This window comes from Acidobacteriota bacterium (genome assembly GCA_035529075.1).
Taxonomy (GTDB): domain Bacteria; phylum Zixibacteria; class MSB-5A5; order GN15; family FEB-12; genus DATKXK01.
On sequence record DATKXK010000010.1, the window covers coordinates 46,252 to 65,653 of the forward strand.

The window sequence follows — 19,402 nt, forward strand, 5'->3', positions numbered from 1 at the left end:
GGTCGCGGTTACTGCCGTCAAGGGCTGCTGAAACAAGAGTTATTCCGCAATGGCAAAGGCCTTTTGTAAACGATTCGTAATTTCCTGTCGGTTTCTGCTGCTTGCAGCCGGCCTGGTCTCCGGCCTGGCCTCCCCCGGCGTCGGGCAAATGTATTTCGGCAAGAATAAGGTCCAGTATGCGCGGTTCGACTGGCAGGTGATGACGACCGAGCACTTCCGCGTCTACTTCTACCAGGCTGAGGTTGAAGTTGCCCGGATCGCGGCGCATACGGCAGAGGAGGCCTATCGTCCGCTGGCCGCCAGGTTCAACCTGGAGATAACGAAGAAGGTGCCGCTTATCGTGTATTCGGCGCCGGGGTACTTCTCGCAGACGAACGTGGTGCCCGGCCTGCTGCCGGAGTCGGTAGGCGGACTGACGGAGTTTCTCAAGGGGCGTGTGGTGGTTCCGTTCACCGGCTCCTACCACGATTTCAATCACGTGATCAAGCACGAGCTTGTACACGTCTTCATGCTTGCCAAGATCGATGCGCAGGTCAGCCGCCAGAGTCACTTCCGGTACGGGTGGCCGCCGCTATGGTTCACCGAAGGTATCGCGGAGTACTGGTCCGAGGGATGGGATACGGAAGCCGACATGGTCATCAAGGACATGGTGCTCAACAACCGGTTGTATTCCATTTCGGACCTCTGGGCCGTGCAGGGAACGTACTACATGTACAAGCTGGGGCAGTCCATCTGTGCCTTCATAGACTCGGCCTACGGGCCGGACAAGCTCACCCTGATTTTCGAGAACTGGACCAAGGGCCGTCATTTTGAGGACATCGTGAGCCTCACTCTCGGGGAGGACCTCGAGCGGCTCTCGGAGGAATGGGAGTACTCGCTCAAGAAGAGGTATTTCCCCGAGATGGAGCGGTTTGGTTTGCCGAAGATGGAATCACGCCAGCTTACCTATGGCAGGGTATCGCTCAAAGCGGTACCGGTCGAATGGGACGACGACAGCGGGCACACCGATTGGATTGTGTACATGGCCAACCGGATGGGTTACACCGGGCTGTACATGAAACCGCGGACCGACTCCGCGGAAGGCGTACGCACGCTCCTGAAAGGGGAGCGGTCGTCCCGGTTCGAATCGCTCCACCTGCTGCGCTCGGGGATCGACGCTACCGGCTCCGGGCTGATAGCGTTTTCGTCCTTCTCGAAGGGGCGCGACGTCATCTACCTTTACGACCTGAACGAGGGGAAAGTGACGCGTCGATACGAACTGCCGGAGTTGATCGCCGCCGTTTCACCGCGTTTTTCGCCCGACTGCGGGCGGCTCGTTTTTTCCGGCGTCAAGCGAAGCGGCTTCTCCGACCTGTACGTTCTGAATCTCGCGACCGGTGAGTGCCGCGCTGTCACGGACGACGTCTACCATGACGTTGATCCGGTGTTCGGTCCGGACGGTGAGACGGTGGTGTTCGCGTCCAATCGCGGGACCGACGGACGCAACGGGGCCACCAACCTGTTCGAGGTCGGCGTGGAGACGGGAGAGCCGGTCCAGCTTACCTTCGGCCTGCACCGTGACATGACGCCTGAAACCTCTCCGCACGGAGTCTACTTTACGTCCGACCGCGGCGGCTCATACAACATTTTCCTGCTGTCCCGGGATGGTACGATGACCCGCCAGTCAGTCTATGCTACCGGTGCTTTCGATCCCAGGCTGACGCCCGACGGCAAGAAACTCGTTTACACCGGTTACCAGGACATGGGGTACAAGGTCTACGAGATGCCGCTGCCCGAGAATCCGGAACCGGTGGCGACCACAATTGCGCCGGGTATCGCCCAGTGGTATCCCGAGCGCATCGACTCAAAAACCAGCCGGGCGTCCATCAGATATGACATCGAGTACTCGTTCGATATCGCCCAGTCCACCATTGGCTATGACCCGGTGTACGGTTCGCTGGGTGGTCTCCAGGGGATGGTTTCGGACATTCTCGGTGACCATGCCATCTACTTCGTCGTCACCAATACCGCTGATTCCAAGGATGACTTTCTCTCGTCGATCAACGCCGGCATCACCTACGTCAACCGGGAACGGCGGCTGAACTGGGGGGCTGGGCTGTTCCACCTGTATGACGAGTACTTCAACGACGTCGATCAGTTCTATGACCTGCGCCAGGCCGGCGCCTTCCTGCTGCTGAGCTACCCCGTGTCCAAGTTCTCGCGGTTTGACCTGGCCTCCTTTGCCCGCTACTGGCATAAAGACCGCCGGTACGGGCTGGCGGATCGCGAGGCGTTCCTGGTCACCAACCAGATCAGCTGGGTCTACGACAACTCCCTGTGGGACGTGTCCGGGCCGATCGAGGGTCGGCGCATCAATCTCTCGTATGGGATCACGACCTCTCTCAGCGACGCGCGCAACTACAACCGGCTTGTCTCCACCGACGTCAGACACTATTTCCGCCTGGGCCGGTACTCCGCCCTGGCCAATCGGTTGTTCTGGTTCAGTTCGGCCGGCCTGGAGCCCCAGCGCATTTACTTTGGCGGGAGTTGGTCGTTTCGCGGCTTTGACCGCCGGGCTTTCTACAACCGCAACATCCTTTTCGCGTCGAACGAACTGCGCTTCCCGCTGATCGACAATCTGCAATTCGGCACACCCGTCGGCGGCCTGGACTTCAGCGCCATCCGGGGCGCGCTGTTTTTCGACGTCGGCTCGGCATGGGATGACGAATTCGACCAGCTTCTCGGGTCGTTCGGCTGGGGCTTCCGCGTGAACCTCGGGTACGTCGTTCTGCTGCGGTTCGACTTCACCCGAACGACCGATTTCGAGACCATCAGCGGCAGAACCGACTTCGACTTCTTCTTCGGGTGGAATTTCTGATGGCGTCCGTGACCCGCGGTCTCTTTCTTCTGTGTCTGATAGTCCTGGTCGGCGGCTGCTCGGCCCGCTACCGGCTGGACAGAGACATGGTGTCCACCGGGTCACCCTGGCCGTTCGCCCGGGGCGGTAGCGAGGCTACGGGGGCGGTTACTCATCAGGCGTTTCGGGGCAAACTGGACGTCATCTGGAGCCGCCGTATGGGCGACAAACCGGCCGGTCCGCTGACCATCTACCACGAGGCTCTCATTTATCCGGGCACGAAAAAGAAAGCGCGGTTCTTCGATATCCGAACGGGCCGTTCACTGGGGTCGCTCAAGACCAAGGGTGTAGCGCAGACCGGGCTGGTGATGCAGGATTCCCTGGCCTTCTTTGCCGTCGGTCCCAAGCCCAACCGCTTATACGGCATAGACCTGGTCAACAGAAAAACCATTTGGAAAGCGTCTGTAAAGGATGCCGCACCGGGGCCGATAATAGTAAGTAACCGCCTGCTAATAAGTTCCGGTGACGGGACGGTAGCCGCGTTTGACCCGGCCAGCGGCGAGCGCATCTGGCAGTTCTCTGCCGAGGGTAAGTTCATCGCATCCGCCGCCTACGGAAACGGAAGGCTGTACCAGCCCGACGACCGTGGCCTGTTGCACGTTCTGTCACTGGACGACGGCCGCGAGATCATCGGTATCAAGACCGGGGGTCCGCTGGTCAACTGGGTGGCGGTGGGAGATCTGCTGTACGCCACGGACATGACGGGTCATGTCTACGCGATTGGACCGGAAACCGGTGAGATCGTCTGGCGTGCGGCGCTCGGTCAGCCTACCTGGACCTCGCCGGCGGCAGCAGGCGGACGGGTATTCGTCGGCCACAGTGCCGGTGAGCTGGTGGCGTTCGATGCCGTCACCGGCGGACGGCTCTGGACCTTTGATGCCGGCGAGGTGATCAAGGCCTCGCCGCTGGTGATCGATGAGTACGTCGTGCTCGGTACGCTCGGTGGGAACCTGTTCCTTCTTGATGCGGCCGACGGCAGCGTGATCGCCAGCCAGAAGGTGAAGGGCGCGATCGCCTTTCCGCCCGTTACAGACGGTGAACGCGTGTTCGTGGCAACCCAGAAGGGTAGGGTGGTTTGTTTTGGAGAACGTTATGAGCAGCACAAGCAGACCGATCACTGAGTCTTCTCTCAACAAGGACCTGAATGACATCGCCCACGCCCTGATCAGGGAACTGGCCACGGCGTGCCGGAAGATGGCGATCTACGGCCCGGGCCATCCGCTGTCGATCAAAGCGCTGGACAAACCGTTCCTCGTTCTCGGCAGCATCTTCAGGTACAAACGGTACATCAACCTGAACGTGCAAAAGGGGTGTCTCTACGCGCTGAACATCGGCGTAAAGGACACCGTATTCAGTGCCCAGATACTTCAGTATATGCAGCTTCTCGACATCGGCGCTCTCCTGTTCGACCGTATCGTTACACCCGATGAGTTCGCGGTTTTCGTGGAGAACGCCGTTCGCAGGGACAGCCTTTATGACCCCAATTTCAATGTGGCGGCCTGCCTGAGCGAAAACGGTATCGCGAGTATCCAGGTCAACTCAGAAGACGCCTTCGGGCTTTTTGAGCGCGGCAGACAGTACCGGGGAGAGTTCGAAGGCGATTACTCGGTAAGGCGGTTTGTGCTCGATCAGCTCGGCAGCGACCTGGTGACGCTGGCCAGAGCCTACGCTGCGACGGACGAACAGCTACTCTCCATGGGCATCGATTTCGACGCCGACATTGTCAGGTACCTGATCCCGGAACGAGTGGCGTCAGTCGATGCCGGGACGATCCGGGCGGCCCTCACGTCGCTGGTGGATAAGATCAACTCGGTGCCGTCGGACCAGCGGCAGGGGGACGATGCGGTAAACGACTACCTCACGATGTTTCGCCTGGTCGAGTACCATCCCGACCGGGAACAAATCGTGCAGAACCTCGATGACAGCCTGGTGCGCAACGGCGCACGCGGCCACGAGCCTGACCCGGCCAGCGCCACGGGGACTATCAAGAGCGAATCGCTCAGCCGCGTTGAACGGCTCCTGGACAGGTTCTTTGCCGTCGACAGCAGAGACTACCGCGTGTCCGACTTTGCCGATGCCTTCCGCCGGCTGATGACGACCGGTCAGCGCGAGAAGGCCGAAGACGTGATCGTGCGACTGATGGACCTGATGAGTTCGCCGGAACCTGATTTCCGGCAGAAGGCCCTGAGTCTTCTTACCACCGTGTTCACCACGCTCAACCTGGTCACCGACGAACCGGTCATGGCATTTGCCGTCAAGAACGTGGCCCAGCGCGTCAGGGATCGCCGGGAGACGTATGAATACTCCGAGCTGGTCTGGAAGCTGTTCGAGAAGTGCCTGGACAACAATCGGTGCGCCTACCTGGTCGACATCACGACCGCAATGGCCACGCGCCGCCAGGTGGAAGATGATGTTACGGTGTACGATTCCATGGCCGTCAAGAATGCGTTTGAGCACATTAACCAGCGCGACGTGATAGACAAGCTCGTCTCCGACCTGGTCAAGTCCCGGGGCGAAGAGGCGACCGAGTTGAAATCGACGCTGGTGGCGATTTGCTCCGAAGAGGTGGCGCTCACTCTGGCGTCTATTATGTCTCATTCCGAACGGAACGTACGCCAGCAGGCGCTCAAGATTCTCGCCGAGCTGGGCAAAGCCTCGCTGAAGGTCTTCACCCGGATTCTCGTAAACGACAGTTACTTCGAGCGCGACCCCGGACGCCACGAGCTTGCCGACGAGCGGTGGTACGTGGTGCGCAACTCCATCTTCGTGCTCGGTTCGCTGGGCGACCCCGAGGGGATCATGCCCCTGCGCCTGCGTCTGTCCGACAGTGACGTGCGCGTCAGACGCGAAATTGTGCGCGCCCTGGAGAAAATCGGGAGTGAAGAAGCGGTCGACTGCCTGATCTTCATCGCCGAAGATCCGGTCACGGAAATCCGGGAATCGGCGATTATCGCCATCGGATTGATCGGCACCGCCGACACCGCTCCACTGCTCATTGACCTCGTACGCCGCACCAGGAGCGACGCCTTCAAGTGTGTGACGGCCCTGGGCAAACTGGGCGGTGACGAAGCCCGAGCCTTTCTCTGCAACCTGCTTGAAGACGAAAAAGCGCTTACCGAACTGGCCGGGGGAAGGGTTTCCAGGGAAGACCTGCGGGTCGCCGTGGTCCGGGCGCTCGGACAAATCGGTGACAAGACCGCCATTGCCAAAATCCAGGCATTCCGGGCCCGTCAGTCTGCCACCCAGAAAATGTTCTTTAAGAACTCCTCCATCAACAAAGCCATAGACGAAGTCCTCTCCAGGCAGTAATTGGGCTATAAGTCCGCCCGCGCCATTTTGGCATAATCATGCCAAATCGACATCTATATCTGCCATATTGACTGCCACATTATGCCATAGCGGCATATCATCTGACTGCTCATTGTCAGTTCGAATCCTTAACTCGTTGACAAAACACAACTTGAAAGCTTCGGCACGACACGTGCTTTTAATTCGGCTGACGTGAACAGGCAAACGAAAACAATGAATAGCAGGAGGAAAGAAACAATGACGTACCTGACTGTAAAACCGAATCGGAACGGGTTGAGCAGAGTGTTCGACAGCTTTATTGGCGACATGTTCAGCCTTCCGGCCGTCCGCTCGATGGCCGACGCTGACGGCGACTTTTCGCCGCGGGTCAATGTCCACGAGAGCAAGGACAGTGTGGCTCTGACTTTCGAGCTTCCCGGTATGAAGAAGGACGACATCAAGGTAACCGTGCAGGACGGTAACCTGACGGTTTCCGGCCGCAGGGAGTTCAAGTCCGAGGACAAGGACGGGGACTACGTTCGGTGCGAGATTCGCTCGGGTTCGTTCAGCCGCTCATTCACGCTGCCGGACTCGGTCGACGCCGAGAAGATCAAGGCCGACTACAAGGATGGTCTGCTCGAGGTCTCGCTGGCTCGACGCGAAGAACTCAAGCCGAAAGAGATCGAAGTAAAGGTCTCGTAAGTGATTGACAGGCAACAGACCTGTCAGGCTGGTTGTAGCGGAGGGCTGGTCGGCAAGACCAGCCCTTTTTTGCGCCGTACAAGCGGCGCGCCGCGAGTCGGTTCGGCAGGTCCGGAGGCTGGTAATGACGTAAAGGAGGTGATGTGAAATGGCCAAGGACTATTACAAAGCGCTCGGCGTGAGCGAGGACGCCACGCTGGATGAGATTAAGCGGCAGTATCGTAAGCTGGCCAAGAAGCATCATCCTGACCACAACAAGGGGGACAAGGATGCTGAGGCGAGATTCAAGGACATCAGCGAGGCGTATGAAGTCCTCAAGGATGAAAACAAGCGGGCTGAGTACGACGCCCTGCGCAAGTATGGAGCTTTCGCCGGCGCCACCCACGCCGGTGGGTTCGATCCCGGTGCCTTTGGCGGCGGGTTTGACTTCTCGCCCTTCGGCAAGTCCGGCCGATGGACTTTCCGAAGCGGCGGCGGTGCCGCTCCGGACGACCTGGGTGACCTGAACGACATTCTCGCATCGCTGTTCAGCCGCGGCGCGGGTCCTGCAAAAGGTCCCGGCCACGAGTTCGGACGCCAGGGCGGGCCCAGGGCGGGCGCGGACCTTGTCGCGCGGCTGACAATTTCGTTTCTTGAAGCTGTCAACGGCACGACAAGAATGCTCTCGCTGCCGTCCTCCGGTAAGAAGCTTTCGGTGAAAATACCGGCCGGTATTGACGACGGCGGCAGGATTCGTCTGCGAGGCCAGGGGGAACCGGGCCTGTACGGCGGACCGAACGGAGATCTGATAGTAACGGTGATTGTGATGCCGCATCAGCAGTTCACACGCAAGGGTAACGACATCTACAGCTCGGTGGAAATCTCGTTTGTCGAGGCTGTCACCGGCTGCAGTAGACAGGTAAAGACTCTTACCAAGACGGTCTCGCTGACCATTCCGGCCGGCACGCAGCCCGGCACGCGGCTTCGCCTGAAGGGCATGGGTCTGGCGGTGGGCGCCGTGCGGGGTGACCAGTATGTCGAGGTCAAGGTGAAGATCCCGAAGACGCTTACGGCCCGGCAGCGGAAGCTGCTGGAAGATTTTGAGAAAGACGAGTAAGGCAGGTGAATGAATATGAACCTGAATAGATTTACGCAGAGATCAATCGACGCCATCTCTTATGCCCAGCAGATGGCGCAGGCGGAGGGGCACCCCCAGATGACGCCTGAACATCTGCTGGCCGCACTGCTCAAGCAGGAGGAGGGGCTGGTCGGCCAGACTCTCAGGAAGCTGGGGGTGGACGTCGGCAGGATCGAGGCCGAGGTCACGGACGCGCTCAAACTGCTTCCGAGACAGCAAGGCGGCCAGCTGTATCCGTCAAACGAACTGACGCAAGTGTTTTACAAGGCGGAAGCCGAGCTAAAGCATTTCAGGGATGAGTACGTCTCGGTTGAGCACCTGCTGCTGGCGCTGCTCGAGGTCAAGTCCAAGGCGCAGGAGATACTCAGGCAGAACGGCGTCAAGCGGGACGAGGTTCTCAAGGCGCTGACGTCGATGCGCGGGGGCCAGCGGGTCACGGATGCCGATCCGGAGTCCAAGTATGCGGCTTTGGAGAAGTACTCGCGCGACCTGACGAAAATGGCCGCCGAGGGGAAACTGGACCCGGTTATCGGTCGTGACGACGAGATACGGCGCATTATCAAGATTCTCTCCCGGCGCACGAAGAACAACCCGGTGCTGATCGGCGAACCCGGCACCGGTAAGACGGCGGTAGTGGAGGGCCTGGCGCAGAAGATCGCCATCGGCGAGGTACCGGAGACGCTCAAGGACAGGCAACTGGTAGCTCTCGACCTGGGCGCCATGATTGCCGGTTCCAAGTTCCGGGGCGAGTTCGAGGAACGCCTCAAGGCGATTCTGCGCGAAGTAGAGAATTCCAGCGGCCGCATTATCATGTTCATCGACGAAATGCACACCATCGTCGGGGCGGGTGCCACCGGCGACGGTTCGCTGGACGCCTCCAACATGCTCAAGCCGGCCCTGTCCAGGGGCGAAATCCGGTTCATCGGCGCGACCACCCTTGACGAGTACCGCAAGCACATCGAAAAGGACGCTGCCCTGGAGCGGCGCCTGGCCCCGATCCTGATCGAACCGCCGTCCGTGGAGGAGACGGTGTCGATACTTCGCGGCCTTCGTGAGCGTTACGAGGTGTACCACGGCATAAAGATCTCCGACGCCGCCATTGTGGCGGCGGCGAAGCTGGCGGACCGGTATATCGCGGACCGTTTTCTGCCCGACAAGGCGATAGACCTGATTGACGAGGCCGCCGCCGAGCTGCGGATATCGATCGATTCCCTGCCGGAGGAGCTTGACACGGTCGAGAAGCGTATCCGCCAACTGGAGATTGAGAAGGAAGGCGTCAAGCGCGAGAAAGATGCCAGGGATCGGCTCAAGCCTATTGAGAGCGAACTTTCCGACCTGTACGCCCAGCGGGATGAACTGCGCACCCAGTGGCAAAAGGAAAAGGAGGCGGTCGAGGCCATCCGGCAGATCAAGTCCGACGTCGAGCAGATGAAACTTCAGGCGGCTGAGGCCGAGCGGCGGGCGGACTTTGAAACCGCCGCCAGGCTGAAGTATGCCGATATCGCCGACGCGGAAAAGAAGTTGCAGTTGCTCGCGCATTCGCTGACCGTCATCCAGGAAAAGCGGCAGCTTCTCAAGGAGATGGTCGACGCCGACGACGTTGCCGATGTTGTGTCCAAATGGACCGGGATTCCGGTGACGCGCCTGTCGGAGTCTGAATCCGAGCGACTGATAAAACTCGAGGATAAGCTGCACGAGCGGGTGATCGGCCAGGACGAGGCGGTCACGGCGGTGGCCGACGCGGTGCGGCAGTCACGGGCCGGACTCTCCGATCCCGACCGGCCCATCGGGTCGTTTATTTTCCTCGGTCCCACCGGGGTCGGCAAGACCGAGCTGGCCCGGGCGCTGGCCGAGTTCCTTTACGGCACCGAGGAAGCGATTACCCGGCTGGACATGTCCGAGTACATGGAGAAACATACGGTGTCGCGGCTTATCGGCGCGCCGCCGGGATATGTGGGTTACGACGAGGGCGGCCAGTTGACGGAAGCCGTACGCCGTCGCCCCTACGCCGTGGTGCTGCTTGACGAGATTGAGAAGGCGCACCCGGAGGTGTTCAACATCCTCCTGCAGGTGCTCGACGATGGACGGTTGACCGACAATCAGGGCCGGACGGTGTCGTTCAGGAACACCATCCTGGTGATGACCTCGAACGTCGCCGCCGAGTACATCCAGAAGGAATCGCAGAACCTCGGCGAATTCAACCGCCAGGTCGTCTACGAGAACATCAAGCGGAACGTTCTGGCCACCCTCAGACAGACGCTTCGCCCTGAGTTTCTCAACCGGGTCGACGAGACCATTGTGTTCTCGTCGCTGACCAGGCCCGAAATCGCCGACATCGTTCGCCTGCAACTCAGGCGGCTGCAAACGCTGTTGACCGAAAAGGAGATTACGCTGGAGGTCACCGACGCCGCCGTTGATCACATCGCGGCGACGGCGTATGACGAGACGTTCGGCGCTCGCCCTATCAAGCGGTTTATCAATAAGCAGCTTAGCCAGAGGATCGCCAGAATGTTGCTGTCCGGCGACCTGGGCCAGGGGCAGAGGCTGCGGGTGGATATTGTGAATAATGAGCTTCAGCTTACCGGTCTCAACGACAGACCGGAAGAAGAGGCGGTTCAAGCGTAAATCGCGGGGATGCGGTAAACGGCAGGGTCGATGCCCCTGCCGTTTTTTTTTGCCTAGGTCCGTTGCGGCCGGGACGGGGCATCAGGGTTAAATCGGCCGGCCGGTTTTGGGACCGGGCAGCCCTTCCAGCGCCCGGCCTGGACAGGCGGGGGTAAATTCAAAAGGGACTATGGGAGCCCGGTTTGGCCCCTGACCAGAGCCCTTGCGCTCCGGAGACAGGCAATGAACGCTTCCTCGGCGTGCGGGCGCAGCACCGAGTCGGAGATGACGAGTTCGAAAATCAGCAGGTCCGCCCCGCCGTCGAAATAAGAAACCATGACATTGGGGATGAAGCGGCCCTTGTCATCGAGGAAGAACGTCTTGATCGGATCGCCGCTGCCGATCATGACCGAATCTACCTTCCACATGACCAGGCTGTCGCCGTAGTGGGCTCTGAGTGAGGCGGTGTCATGGGCTACGACGTCTGCAAACGACAGCCCCCGAATCTTGTAGATGTTTACGCCGATCATAATCTCGGCGCCGCCGTACTGCGAGGATTCAGGAACGAAGGCAAACGAGTACCCGTCGTCGATCGCCTCGCGGTCGACCAGCCTGAACCGAGGGGGTGGCGCTATCACGTAGTTGAGCGTTTCCCCTTCATAGAAAGCCGCGTTCCGGCTGATCACTTCCTCGGGTTGGGAGGCCGCCGACTCGACCCACAGGCAGAGTAATACGGCCGCGAGGGACAAGTATACCTTCATATCATCAGTATATCGGCACGGGCAGACGGAGCGTTTAGGTGACCTTTGCAGGTATAACGGTCGGGGATCCGGGGCAAAAAACCGATATTCGCTTGTCACCGGCTGCGGCCGGGTTTATAATGGCTTTTCCGGTCGGCCGGGTAACGGCCGAGGTGGAGTAGGACAACAACGCCAACATCAAGCGATAGAGGTTTCTAATGGCTGGTATTGTAGGCTACGGAGCGCATCTTCCGAGACATCGCATAAAGATTGCCGAGATTGCCAAGGTCTGGGGAGCGGATGCGCCGAGCTACGAGAGAGGGCTGATGCTGCGTCAGAAGTCGGTTCCCCCGCCCGACATGGATACGATAACCCTGTCCGTGGAGGCCGCCAAGAACGCGCTGAAGCGCTCCGGCGGGGTGGACCCGGCGGATATAGGAGCGATTTATGTCGGTTCGGAGTCGCATCCGTACGCGGTGAAACCATCGGGCACGGTCGTGGCGGAAGCCATCGGAGCTACGCCGGATATCCATTGTGCCGATTTCGAGTTTGCGTGCAAGGCCGGATCGGAAGCAATGTTCGTGGCGCTCTCCCACGTCCAATCCGGGAACATGAAATACGCTCTGGCCATCGCCGCCGACACGTCGCAGGGAGCACCTTCCGATGCCCTGGAGTTCTCCACGGCCGCCGGCGCGGGTGCCTTCATCATGGGCATGGAGAATCTCATCGCCGAGGTTCTGTACACGCATTCCTACATGACCGACATGCCCGATTTCTGGCGTCGCGAACACGAGTTTTACCCGCAGCACGGCGGGCGTTTCACCGGTGAGGAAGCCTACTTCGCCCATACCAAGGGAGCTTCGCGGGCTATCCTGGAGAAATCGGGGATGAAGCCGGCCGACTTCAGGCACGCTGTTTTTCACCAGCCCAACGGGAAGTTCCCGGTCAGGGTCGCCCGTGATCTCGGGTTTAGCAGTGAGCAGATTCAAGCCGGTCTTCTGGCACCGACGCTCGGGAATACGTATTCAGGGGCGTCACCGATCGGGCTGACGGCGGCGCTGGACGCCTCAAAACCAGGCGACCTGATCTTTATGTGCTCGTACGGTTCCGGCGCCGGTTCCGACGCCTTTATCTGGAAGGTCACGGGGCGCATCGACGAGGCGCGCGACAAGGCGGTTCGTACGAAAAAGCTCCTGGACGAAAATCTCTTCTACATCGACTACGGCACCTACGCCAAGTATCGTGGGAAGATCATCAAGAACAATTAGGAGGACATTCAGCGATGAGAAAGGTTTGTGTAGTAGGTGTCGGCTTGAGTCAGTGGGGAGAGATCTGGCGAAAGTCGTTTCGCCAGCTTTTTGTCGATGCCGCTATGGACGCAATTCGTGACTCCGGGGTCGATCACCTGGACTCGCTGTACGTGGGTTGCATGTCCGGCGGGCTTTTCGTCGGCCAGGAACACGTGGGTGCCCTCATGGCCGATTACATGGGCATGCCCGGCGTGCCGGCCGTCCGGGTGGAGTCGGCCTGCGCGTCCGGCGGGATGGCGTTTCGGCTGGCGTTTCTCGAAGTGGCTTCGGGCAACGCCGACATCGTCATGGCCTCCGGTGTCGAGAAAATGACCGACTGTTCGGGTGACGACGCCACCTACGCCCTGGCTGCGGCCGCGGATCAGGAATACGAAGTGTTCCACGGTGCCACGTTTCCGGGATTGTACGCCATGATGGCGCATGCCCACATGGCCAGGTACGGGACGACCCGCGACATGCTCTCGGCGGTGGCGGTCAAGAACCATCGTAACGGCGCCCGGAACCCGGTTGCCCAGTACCCCTTTGAGATCACGGCCGAGCAGGTGGCCAAGTCCGTTATGGTCGCGGACCCGCTTCACATTCTGGACTGCTCGCCGATCACCGACGGGGCCGCCGCCGTGATCGTGACGACCGAAGAGGTTGCCAGGAAGCTTGGCAAACCGTACGTGATAGTGACCGGCAGCGGTGCCGGCACCGATACTATCGCCCTTGCCCAGCGCGAGGACATGACGACTATCAAGGCCACGACGGCGGCCACGCAGCGGGCGCTGAAAATGGCCGGCCGGAAGATCGAGGACGTCCAGTTCTGCGAAGTGCACGACTGTTTCACCATTGCAGAGCTCGTGGTGACGGAATCAATCGGCAAGTTCAAACCGGGCAAAGCCGGTCCGGCGGCTCTGGCGGGGGAAACCTCGCTGGAAGGAACGTTTCCGGTTAACCCGTCGGGCGGCCTGAAGTCCAAAGGACACCCCGTCGGTGCCACCGGCGTAGCACAGGTGATTGAGGTCTATAAACAACTGACCGGGCAGGCGGAAAACGGTCGGCAGATTGCGGGGTCGCCGAAGACGGGCCTGACGCAGAACATGGGCGGTTCCGGCGCATCCTCGGTCACGCACATATTGGAGGTGGCGTGATGACTATGTTCAGCTCTCGCAACTGGCGCGAGTACCCGCAGCGGTACCGGCTGGAAGCGGTCAAGTTCAAGAAGAGCGGCAAGACGTATTTCCCGCCGAGGCTGGTGGACCCGGAAACCGGCGATACCGAATGCGAGAAGGTCACGCTGCCGGACACCGGCAAGATCGTCACGTACACCGTTATCCGTGTGGCGCCGAGTCAGTGGGGAGACATTGCACCGTACGCCCTGGCCATTGCCGAACTGGCTGACGGCACCCGGCTGATGGCGCAGGTCACGGACTGCGACGTCGAAAAGGTCAAGATCGGGATGGAAGTACGGCTGGAGTTCCGCCGTATCCAGTCCGAGGGCCACCACGGCGTGATCAGCTACGGGTACAAGTTCGTGCCCAAGTGGTACTGAGAAGCGTTCTCGATTCTCGCTCTTACGACGACACTGTTTTGACACGGCAGGACTTTCGGGTCCTGCCGTTTTCTTTTGCCGGTCCCACGGGCGCGCCGGTCCGTCGCCGGGACAAACATTTACTTGCAGGTGCGTACAGTCGCCGGTAACTTGGTGTTTCTTCAATGTCGCAGGGTTATACCGTGCGCTCAACGATGGTGGAGGAGGAGATACCAATGGACAACAAGCTGTCGAACCCGGCGCCGCTGGGACTGATGGGTTTCGGCATGACCACCGTCCTGCTGAACATTCACAATGCCGGGTTTTTCCCGCTTGGTTCGATGATTCTCGCGATGGGAATCTTCTACGGGGGTCTGGCACAGATCTTTGCCGGCATCATGGAATTCAGGAAGGGAAACACCTTCGGGACCACGGCCTTCACCTCGTACGGTCTTTTCTGGGTGTCGCTGGTGGCCTTGATCGTCTTTCCCCGAATCGGGTGGGCCGAGGCAACCCCGGCGGGCTTCATGGCCTGGTACCTTTTCTTCTGGGGCCTGTTTACATGCTTGATGTGGTTTGCCACGTTCGGCAAGCACCGTGCTCTGCAGGTCGTTTTTCTCACTCTGACGATTCTTTTCTGGCTGCTGGCGGTCGCTGACTGGACGGGCTCGGCCGCGGTGCGCATAATTGCCGGGTACGAGGGCATCGTGTGCGGTCTTTCGGCCATCTACCTGGCCATGGCCGAGGTCATCAATGAATCGCAGGGCAGGACGATCCTGCCGATCGGGTAAAGCGTCAAGGAACGGCCGGTCTCAACTCCTGTCGGGTCCGGCCTCTCTGAAATCGTTACGTGAGGACAACGCAATGGACACGGCGGGTGGGTACGAAGACTTTCCGTTTGTTGCTGAATACTATGACTACGTGCATTCGTATGCGGCTCTGAAGGACACTGACTTCTTTGTCGGATTTGCCCGTAAGGCGTTCGGTCCGGTCCTGGAGCTTGCCTGCGGCACCGGACGGGTGCTGATCCCGACAGCAAAGGCCGGCATCGAGATAGTCGGGCTCGATCTCTCTGAGCCAATGCTTTCCGCCTGCCGAAGAAAACTGTCCAAGGAGGCGGCCGAGGTTCAGGCGCGGGTTCAGCTCGTTCACGCCGACATGCGACGCTTCGACCTCAAGCGCCGGTTTGCGCTGGCCATGATCCCGTTTCGATCCTTTCAACTGTTGACCGAGATCGATGACCAACTGTCATGTCTGGCCTCTGTCCATCGCCACCTTCAGGATGACTGCCGCCTCGTGCTTGACCTGTTCAATCCGCATATGCCGTGGCTGGCCGGTGAGCCGCGAAAGGAGGAGTACGGTGATGATCCGCCGGTGACGATGCCGGACGGCCGGAAGGTCTACATGCGCGGGCGCAATGTTCGGATCGACAGACCGAAACAGTGTATCGATGTCGAACTGATCTTTTACGTCGAGCATCCTGACGGGCGGAAAGAGCGACTGGTACACTCCTTTCGTGTCTTCTACCTGTTTCGCTATGAGGCCGAGCACCTGCTGGCACGAAGCGGGTTCGAAGTCGAGCACGTCTACGGCGATCACGAGATGAATCCGTTCGGCACCGAGGAACCCGGAGAGCTGATCCTGGTTGCGCGCAAACGCCCCTGACCGGCCCTGAGGGCGGTCAGACCTTCGGACGTCTCCGTCTAGTGGGCTGCGGACCCGAACCGCTGCCCGAGTACCCTCTCCCGGAAGGCGAAGATGGCGTCGATCTGCCTGCGGACCACAAGGGCATGGGCTATTCGGCCCAGGATACCCAGCGGCAGCCCGTAGCGGACGGTATCCCCCAACACGATGCCGTTCGCGATTTCCTCAAACCGGTGCTCATGGTGCCAGAACCTGTACGGCCCGAAGCGCTGTTCGTCGATGAACATGAACGGTTCGTTCACATGGGTGATTTCGGTCACCCACGTGACGGGGATACCGGCGAACGGGGTGATACGGTAGGTGACGAGCATCCCCTCGTACATCAGGGCCGGCACGTCGGAGATCGGTCTCAGGTTGAGCGAGGGCGGGGTCAGAAGCGCGAGATTCGCCGGGTTGGAAAAGAACCGCCAGGCGTCATTCAGCGACAGGGCCAGTTGCTGACTCCGCTGAACGCTGTAGATTTTCATGGCAGTGTGGTCTCCTCCAACTATTCAGACTTTCTCCAGGAGTTGATGTCGGCCAGCTCACCGGGGTATGGTCGGAAGAAGCTGTCAGACCGCAGGAACGTCTTGTCGTACCGGACGGCCCAGACCTGGAGCGTTTTTCGAAGCGCGCTCAGGGGGAACTCTCCCTGACAATACCTCTCTAACGACCGACTGAAGGCGTGCCTCTCGGAGGCGTCGAGGTGAGTCGAGTAGTAATCCAGTGCGCCGGCCAGTATTTTTCTTACGGAAGCCCGCCGGGGAGGTCTGCTCATGGCGGCGCGAAGGTGGAGCTGATATTCCGCGAAGGTCGCGCGTGGATGTTTCCTGTCGCAGGCTCGCATGGCCGCGTCGAGGCGCCGCGCCCGCCCCTGGTTGCAGGCGGCCAGCAGGTGACGGTTGTACCGATGAAAAGCAACCAGGCGTTTCATGCTGCCGGATCGCATGCTCAGGCGGAACGCTGCCAGTGTAAACAGCCCGGTCAACCAGTGTTCACGGGCGCGGTCCCGGGCCAGCCTCGAATCCGTCGTGACGGCCAGATCACCGCAGCGTTTCAAAACCTGTGCGGCAAAGACGCCGGAACCGTGCCGTGATTCGGTTCGATGATTGTCGGTCAGGCTTCGGATTCTCACGTCGCCGATGCCGCATGAGGGTGATCGGCCCTTGAGAATGAAGCCGTCCACGTCCTGCTGCGAAGAGAGAAACCGATGTGCGAAGGCATTCATCGTTCGGGTCAGATTCCGGCCGGTCGTCGGCTGGCAGAGTGAAATTTCCGATCCGGTCCGAACGAGTTCTATCGGTTCGCGGGGAGTGCCCAGCCCGATCCGGACCTCGGGGCAGACCGGTACGAAGTTCACGTACGGTTTGAGAGCCTGCACGAACGGGCTGCACAGACGCCGCCCGTCAAAGCGGCAGGCCTCGAATCCCAGGCACTTGCTGACCACTACCGTGGGTTTGGCGAACGAACTCATGCCGGGCTTCCGTTTACAACACTCCTGTCGTCGGTGTCCTCGCGCAGACGCTCACGCGCACCGCGCGGTCAAAACCTCGTTTTTCTCTGTCGGGCAAAGTAGCGCCGGTAAGTCCTGTTTGCAAGCCGAAACGGGCGCCGACCAGCGAAATCAAATCGACCGGTATCAGCTTCCCCTTTACAAAGGGAAGGCCGGCGGCTATATTGTTTCTCCTGTGTGCAAAGACACGCTTTTCGGTGGCTGGAGACAACGGCATAGCTGGGACCGCACAGCTTGAAGAAAGCAATTCGTATCGGCAATGCAGGCGGCTACTGGGGTGATGACCTCGCGGCACTAAAACGCCAGATCACAGGTGGACCGCTCGACTACATCATGATGGACTTCCTGGCCGAGATCACGATGTCCATACTCCAGCGCCAGCGCAAGAAATCTCCGGATCTCGGCTACGCGGTTGACTTCCTGGAACAGCTCGCGGAGTGCCTGCCTCTGGCTGTTCAGAAGGGAGTGAGGATCATAACGAACGCCGGGGGGATCAATCCGATCGGCATGGGCCGAAAGATTCTCGACATGGCTCGTGCCATGGGACTCGACCTGAAAGTCGGCGTGGTATATGGGGACGACATCGTCAATCAGCTTTATGAGCTTTCCGCCGCCGGTGAGCGGTTCACCAACATGGAAACAGGCCAGGACTTTCACGGCGTGCGTTCACGCATAGCCGCGGCCAACATCTATCTCGGCGCAGAGCCGGTCGTAAAGGCGCTCGAGACGGGCTGCCAGCTTGTGGTCACCGGTCGAGTCACCGACACGGGTCTGGCGCTGGCCCCGATGATACACGAGTTTGGCTGGGCCATGGACGACTGGGATCGCATGGCCGCGGGCATCGTGGCCGGGCACATAATCGAGTGCGGTTGCCAGGCCAGCGGCGGCAACGTCACCGACTGGCACGAAATTAAGAACTTCGAGGCCTGCGGTTATCCGATTATCGAAATGGATGACAGTGGAGAATTCGTCGTCACCAAGCACCCCCGCACCGGCGGGCTGGTTTCCGAGAAGACGGTCAAGGAACAGCTCGTGTACGAGATGGGTGATCCGGCCAATTACATATCGCCCGACGGGATAGCCCGCTTCGATACCATTCGGCTGAAACCCGCCGGTAAGAACCGGGTGCGCGTGTCCGGGATCAGGGGAAAGCCGGAGCCTGACCGCCTGAAGGTTTCGATGGCCTACGACGACGGCTGGAAATCGTCCGGCGAGGTCCTCGTGTCCGGACCCGACACGTATCGCAAGGCCGAGACCATCGCGCGGATCTTCTGGGGGAAACTCGGGCATACGTATGAGTCGACGCGCACTGAGATGATCGGTTCCGGCTCTATCTGGCCCGACCATCTGAGGAATTGCGACACCAACGAGATTCTGCTCCGCTTCGGGGTGCGGGATCGCGAGCTGGATAAAGTCAGGGACTTCGGCAAAGTGCTCTCGACGCTGATTCTGTCCGGCCCGGCGGGTATGGCGGTTACCGGGCAGGGCCGACCCAGGCCGAAACAGGTCATCGCATACTGGCCGGCCTTGATTCACCGCAGCCGCGTCCGGGCCAAGGTGCTGGCAATTACGACGGATGGCCGGGAGGAGTTCTACGAGATCTCGTTTCCGGTGCGGGTGCAGACGGCGCCGGTACAAGCCGCCGGGGCGAGGCCTCGTCGGAGAAAGCGACAACGACCCGCCGGACGGCTGAAAACGGCGCGGCTGCGCGATATCTGTTACGCGCGCTCGGGTGACAAGGGTGATACGTGCAATATCGGTGTGCTGGCGCGTACGCCCGAGGCGTACGGCTGGATCGTCGAACACCTGACCGCTGAACGGGTCAGGAGGTTCTTTCGCGGCATAACCGGGGGAAAGGTGATTCGCTATGAACTGGACAACTTGCTGGGCCTTAATTTCCTTCTGGAGGAAACGCTGGGCGGCGGCGGGACGAAATCGTTAATGATAGATCCGCAGGGAAAGACGCTGGCACAGGCGCTGTTGCAGATGCCCGTCAGAGTGCCCTCGTCGCTGCTTCAGAGTTAGACGGGACGGAC

Annotated in this window: 15 protein-coding genes; 12 read left to right on the forward strand and 3 right to left on the reverse strand. The window is 60.1% G+C overall.

Annotation, left to right across the window (positions count from 1 at the left end; translation table 11 throughout):
• Nucleotides 1-49 precede the first annotated feature (49 nt).
• The 6 genes from VMY05_03410 to clpB all read left to right on the forward strand — a co-directional run bounded on the left by VMY05_03410 (nucleotide 50) and on the right by clpB (nucleotide 10,628).
• Complete coding sequence (locus tag VMY05_03410; protein ID HUV30126.1) at nucleotides 50-2,857, forward strand: hypothetical protein; 2,808 nt, start codon at nucleotides 50-52, stop codon at nucleotides 2,855-2,857.
• On the forward strand, nucleotides 2,857-4,017 hold the full coding sequence (locus VMY05_03415; GenBank protein HUV30127.1) for a PQQ-binding-like beta-propeller repeat protein: 1,161 nt from the start codon (nucleotides 2,857-2,859) through the stop codon (nucleotides 4,015-4,017). The genes VMY05_03410 and VMY05_03415 overlap by 1 nt, the downstream gene beginning before the upstream one ends.
• The gene (locus tag VMY05_03420) at nucleotides 3,989-6,205 is read left to right on the forward strand and encodes a HEAT repeat domain-containing protein (protein HUV30128.1); all 2,217 of its coding nucleotides are present in this window, start codon (nucleotides 3,989-3,991) and stop codon (nucleotides 6,203-6,205) included. Before VMY05_03415 ends, VMY05_03420 begins: the two co-directional genes overlap by 29 nt.
• A 237-nt stretch (nucleotides 6,206-6,442) precedes the next feature.
• Nucleotides 6,443-6,886: an Hsp20/alpha crystallin family protein gene (locus VMY05_03425; GenBank protein HUV30129.1), complete on the forward strand. Its 444-nt coding sequence runs from the start codon at nucleotides 6,443-6,445 to the stop codon at nucleotides 6,884-6,886.
• A gap of 148 nt (nucleotides 6,887-7,034) precedes the next feature.
• Nucleotides 7,035-7,982 (forward strand): J domain-containing protein, encoded by a 948-nt coding sequence (locus VMY05_03430; protein ID HUV30130.1) that lies wholly within the window; start codon nucleotides 7,035-7,037, stop codon nucleotides 7,980-7,982.
• A 15-nt stretch (nucleotides 7,983-7,997) separates the two neighbouring features.
• Nucleotides 7,998-10,628 carry an ATP-dependent chaperone ClpB gene (gene clpB / locus VMY05_03435; protein ID HUV30131.1) on the forward strand — a complete coding sequence of 877 codons (2,631 nt, stop codon included), beginning with the start codon at nucleotides 7,998-8,000 and terminating at the stop codon, nucleotides 10,626-10,628.
• Between the two features lie 167 nt (nucleotides 10,629-10,795).
• Here clpB and VMY05_03440 read toward each other — a convergent pair whose 3' ends face one another.
• Nucleotides 10,796-11,368, reverse strand: a complete 573-nt coding sequence (locus VMY05_03440; GenBank protein ID HUV30132.1) for a hypothetical protein — start codon at nucleotides 11,366-11,368, stop codon at nucleotides 10,796-10,798.
• A 197-nt stretch (nucleotides 11,369-11,565) separates the two neighbouring features.
• Between VMY05_03440 and VMY05_03445 the strand changes: the two genes are divergently transcribed.
• The 5 genes from VMY05_03445 (at nucleotide 11,566) to VMY05_03465 (ending at nucleotide 15,835) form a co-directional block, all read left to right on the forward strand.
• Complete coding sequence (locus tag VMY05_03445) at nucleotides 11,566-12,615, forward strand: hydroxymethylglutaryl-CoA synthase (GenBank protein ID HUV30133.1); 1,050 nt, start codon at nucleotides 11,566-11,568, stop codon at nucleotides 12,613-12,615.
• Nucleotides 12,616-12,629: 14 nt separating this feature from the next.
• The gene (locus VMY05_03450; GenBank protein ID HUV30134.1) at nucleotides 12,630-13,790 is read left to right on the forward strand and encodes a thiolase domain-containing protein; all 1,161 of its coding nucleotides are present in this window, start codon (nucleotides 12,630-12,632) and stop codon (nucleotides 13,788-13,790) included.
• Nucleotides 13,790-14,191: a Zn-ribbon domain-containing OB-fold protein gene (locus VMY05_03455; GenBank protein HUV30135.1), complete on the forward strand. Its 402-nt coding sequence runs from the start codon at nucleotides 13,790-13,792 to the stop codon at nucleotides 14,189-14,191. Before VMY05_03450 ends, VMY05_03455 begins: the two co-directional genes overlap by 1 nt.
• Nucleotides 14,192-14,406: 215 nt before the next feature.
• Complete coding sequence (locus VMY05_03460; GenBank protein ID HUV30136.1) at nucleotides 14,407-14,961, forward strand: acetate uptake transporter; 555 nt, start codon at nucleotides 14,407-14,409, stop codon at nucleotides 14,959-14,961.
• 73 nt (nucleotides 14,962-15,034) lie between these two features.
• The gene (locus VMY05_03465) at nucleotides 15,035-15,835 is read left to right on the forward strand and encodes a class I SAM-dependent methyltransferase (protein HUV30137.1); all 801 of its coding nucleotides are present in this window, start codon (nucleotides 15,035-15,037) and stop codon (nucleotides 15,833-15,835) included.
• A 38-nt stretch (nucleotides 15,836-15,873) separates the two neighbouring features.
• Here the strand turns inward: VMY05_03465 and VMY05_03470 are convergent, their stop codons facing one another.
• Nucleotides 15,874-16,341 carry an SRPBCC family protein gene (locus tag VMY05_03470; GenBank protein HUV30138.1) on the reverse strand — a complete coding sequence of 156 codons (468 nt, stop codon included), beginning with the start codon at nucleotides 16,339-16,341 and terminating at the stop codon, nucleotides 15,874-15,876.
• A gap of 20 nt (nucleotides 16,342-16,361) precedes the next feature.
• Nucleotides 16,362-17,327, reverse strand: a complete 966-nt coding sequence (locus VMY05_03475) for a DUF523 and DUF1722 domain-containing protein (GenBank protein HUV30139.1) — start codon at nucleotides 17,325-17,327, stop codon at nucleotides 16,362-16,364.
• Nucleotides 17,328-17,600: 273 nt separating this feature from the next.
• Between VMY05_03475 and VMY05_03480 the strand changes: the two genes are divergently transcribed.
• Nucleotides 17,601-19,391 (forward strand): acyclic terpene utilization AtuA family protein, encoded by a 1,791-nt coding sequence (locus tag VMY05_03480; protein ID HUV30140.1) that lies wholly within the window; start codon nucleotides 17,601-17,603, stop codon nucleotides 19,389-19,391.
• Nucleotides 19,392-19,402: the final 11 nt, after the last annotated feature.

Coding starts and splice junctions, on each gene's coding strand:
- VMY05_03410 (HUV30126.1), top strand. CDS start 50: ATGGCAAAGGCCTTTTGTAAACGATTCGTAATTTCCTGTCGGTTTCTG.
- VMY05_03415 (HUV30127.1), top strand. CDS start 2,857: ATGGCGTCCGTGACCCGCGGTCTCTTTCTTCTGTGTCTGATAGTCCTG.
- VMY05_03420 (HUV30128.1), top strand. CDS start 3,989: ATGAGCAGCACAAGCAGACCGATCACTGAGTCTTCTCTCAACAAGGAC.
- VMY05_03425 (HUV30129.1), top strand. CDS start 6,443: ATGACGTACCTGACTGTAAAACCGAATCGGAACGGGTTGAGCAGAGTG.
- VMY05_03430 (HUV30130.1), top strand. CDS start 7,035: ATGGCCAAGGACTATTACAAAGCGCTCGGCGTGAGCGAGGACGCCACG.
- clpB (HUV30131.1), top strand. CDS start 7,998: ATGAACCTGAATAGATTTACGCAGAGATCAATCGACGCCATCTCTTAT.
- VMY05_03440 (HUV30132.1), bottom strand. CDS start 11,368: ATGAAGGTATACTTGTCCCTCGCGGCCGTATTACTCTGCCTGTGGGTC.
- VMY05_03445 (HUV30133.1), top strand. CDS start 11,566: ATGGCTGGTATTGTAGGCTACGGAGCGCATCTTCCGAGACATCGCATA.
- VMY05_03450 (HUV30134.1), top strand. CDS start 12,630: ATGAGAAAGGTTTGTGTAGTAGGTGTCGGCTTGAGTCAGTGGGGAGAG.
- VMY05_03455 (HUV30135.1), top strand. CDS start 13,790: ATGACTATGTTCAGCTCTCGCAACTGGCGCGAGTACCCGCAGCGGTAC.
- VMY05_03460 (HUV30136.1), top strand. CDS start 14,407: ATGGACAACAAGCTGTCGAACCCGGCGCCGCTGGGACTGATGGGTTTC.
- VMY05_03465 (HUV30137.1), top strand. CDS start 15,035: ATGGACACGGCGGGTGGGTACGAAGACTTTCCGTTTGTTGCTGAATAC.
- VMY05_03470 (HUV30138.1), bottom strand. CDS start 16,341: ATGAAAATCTACAGCGTTCAGCGGAGTCAGCAACTGGCCCTGTCGCTG.
- VMY05_03475 (HUV30139.1), bottom strand. CDS start 17,327: ATGAGTTCGTTCGCCAAACCCACGGTAGTGGTCAGCAAGTGCCTGGGA.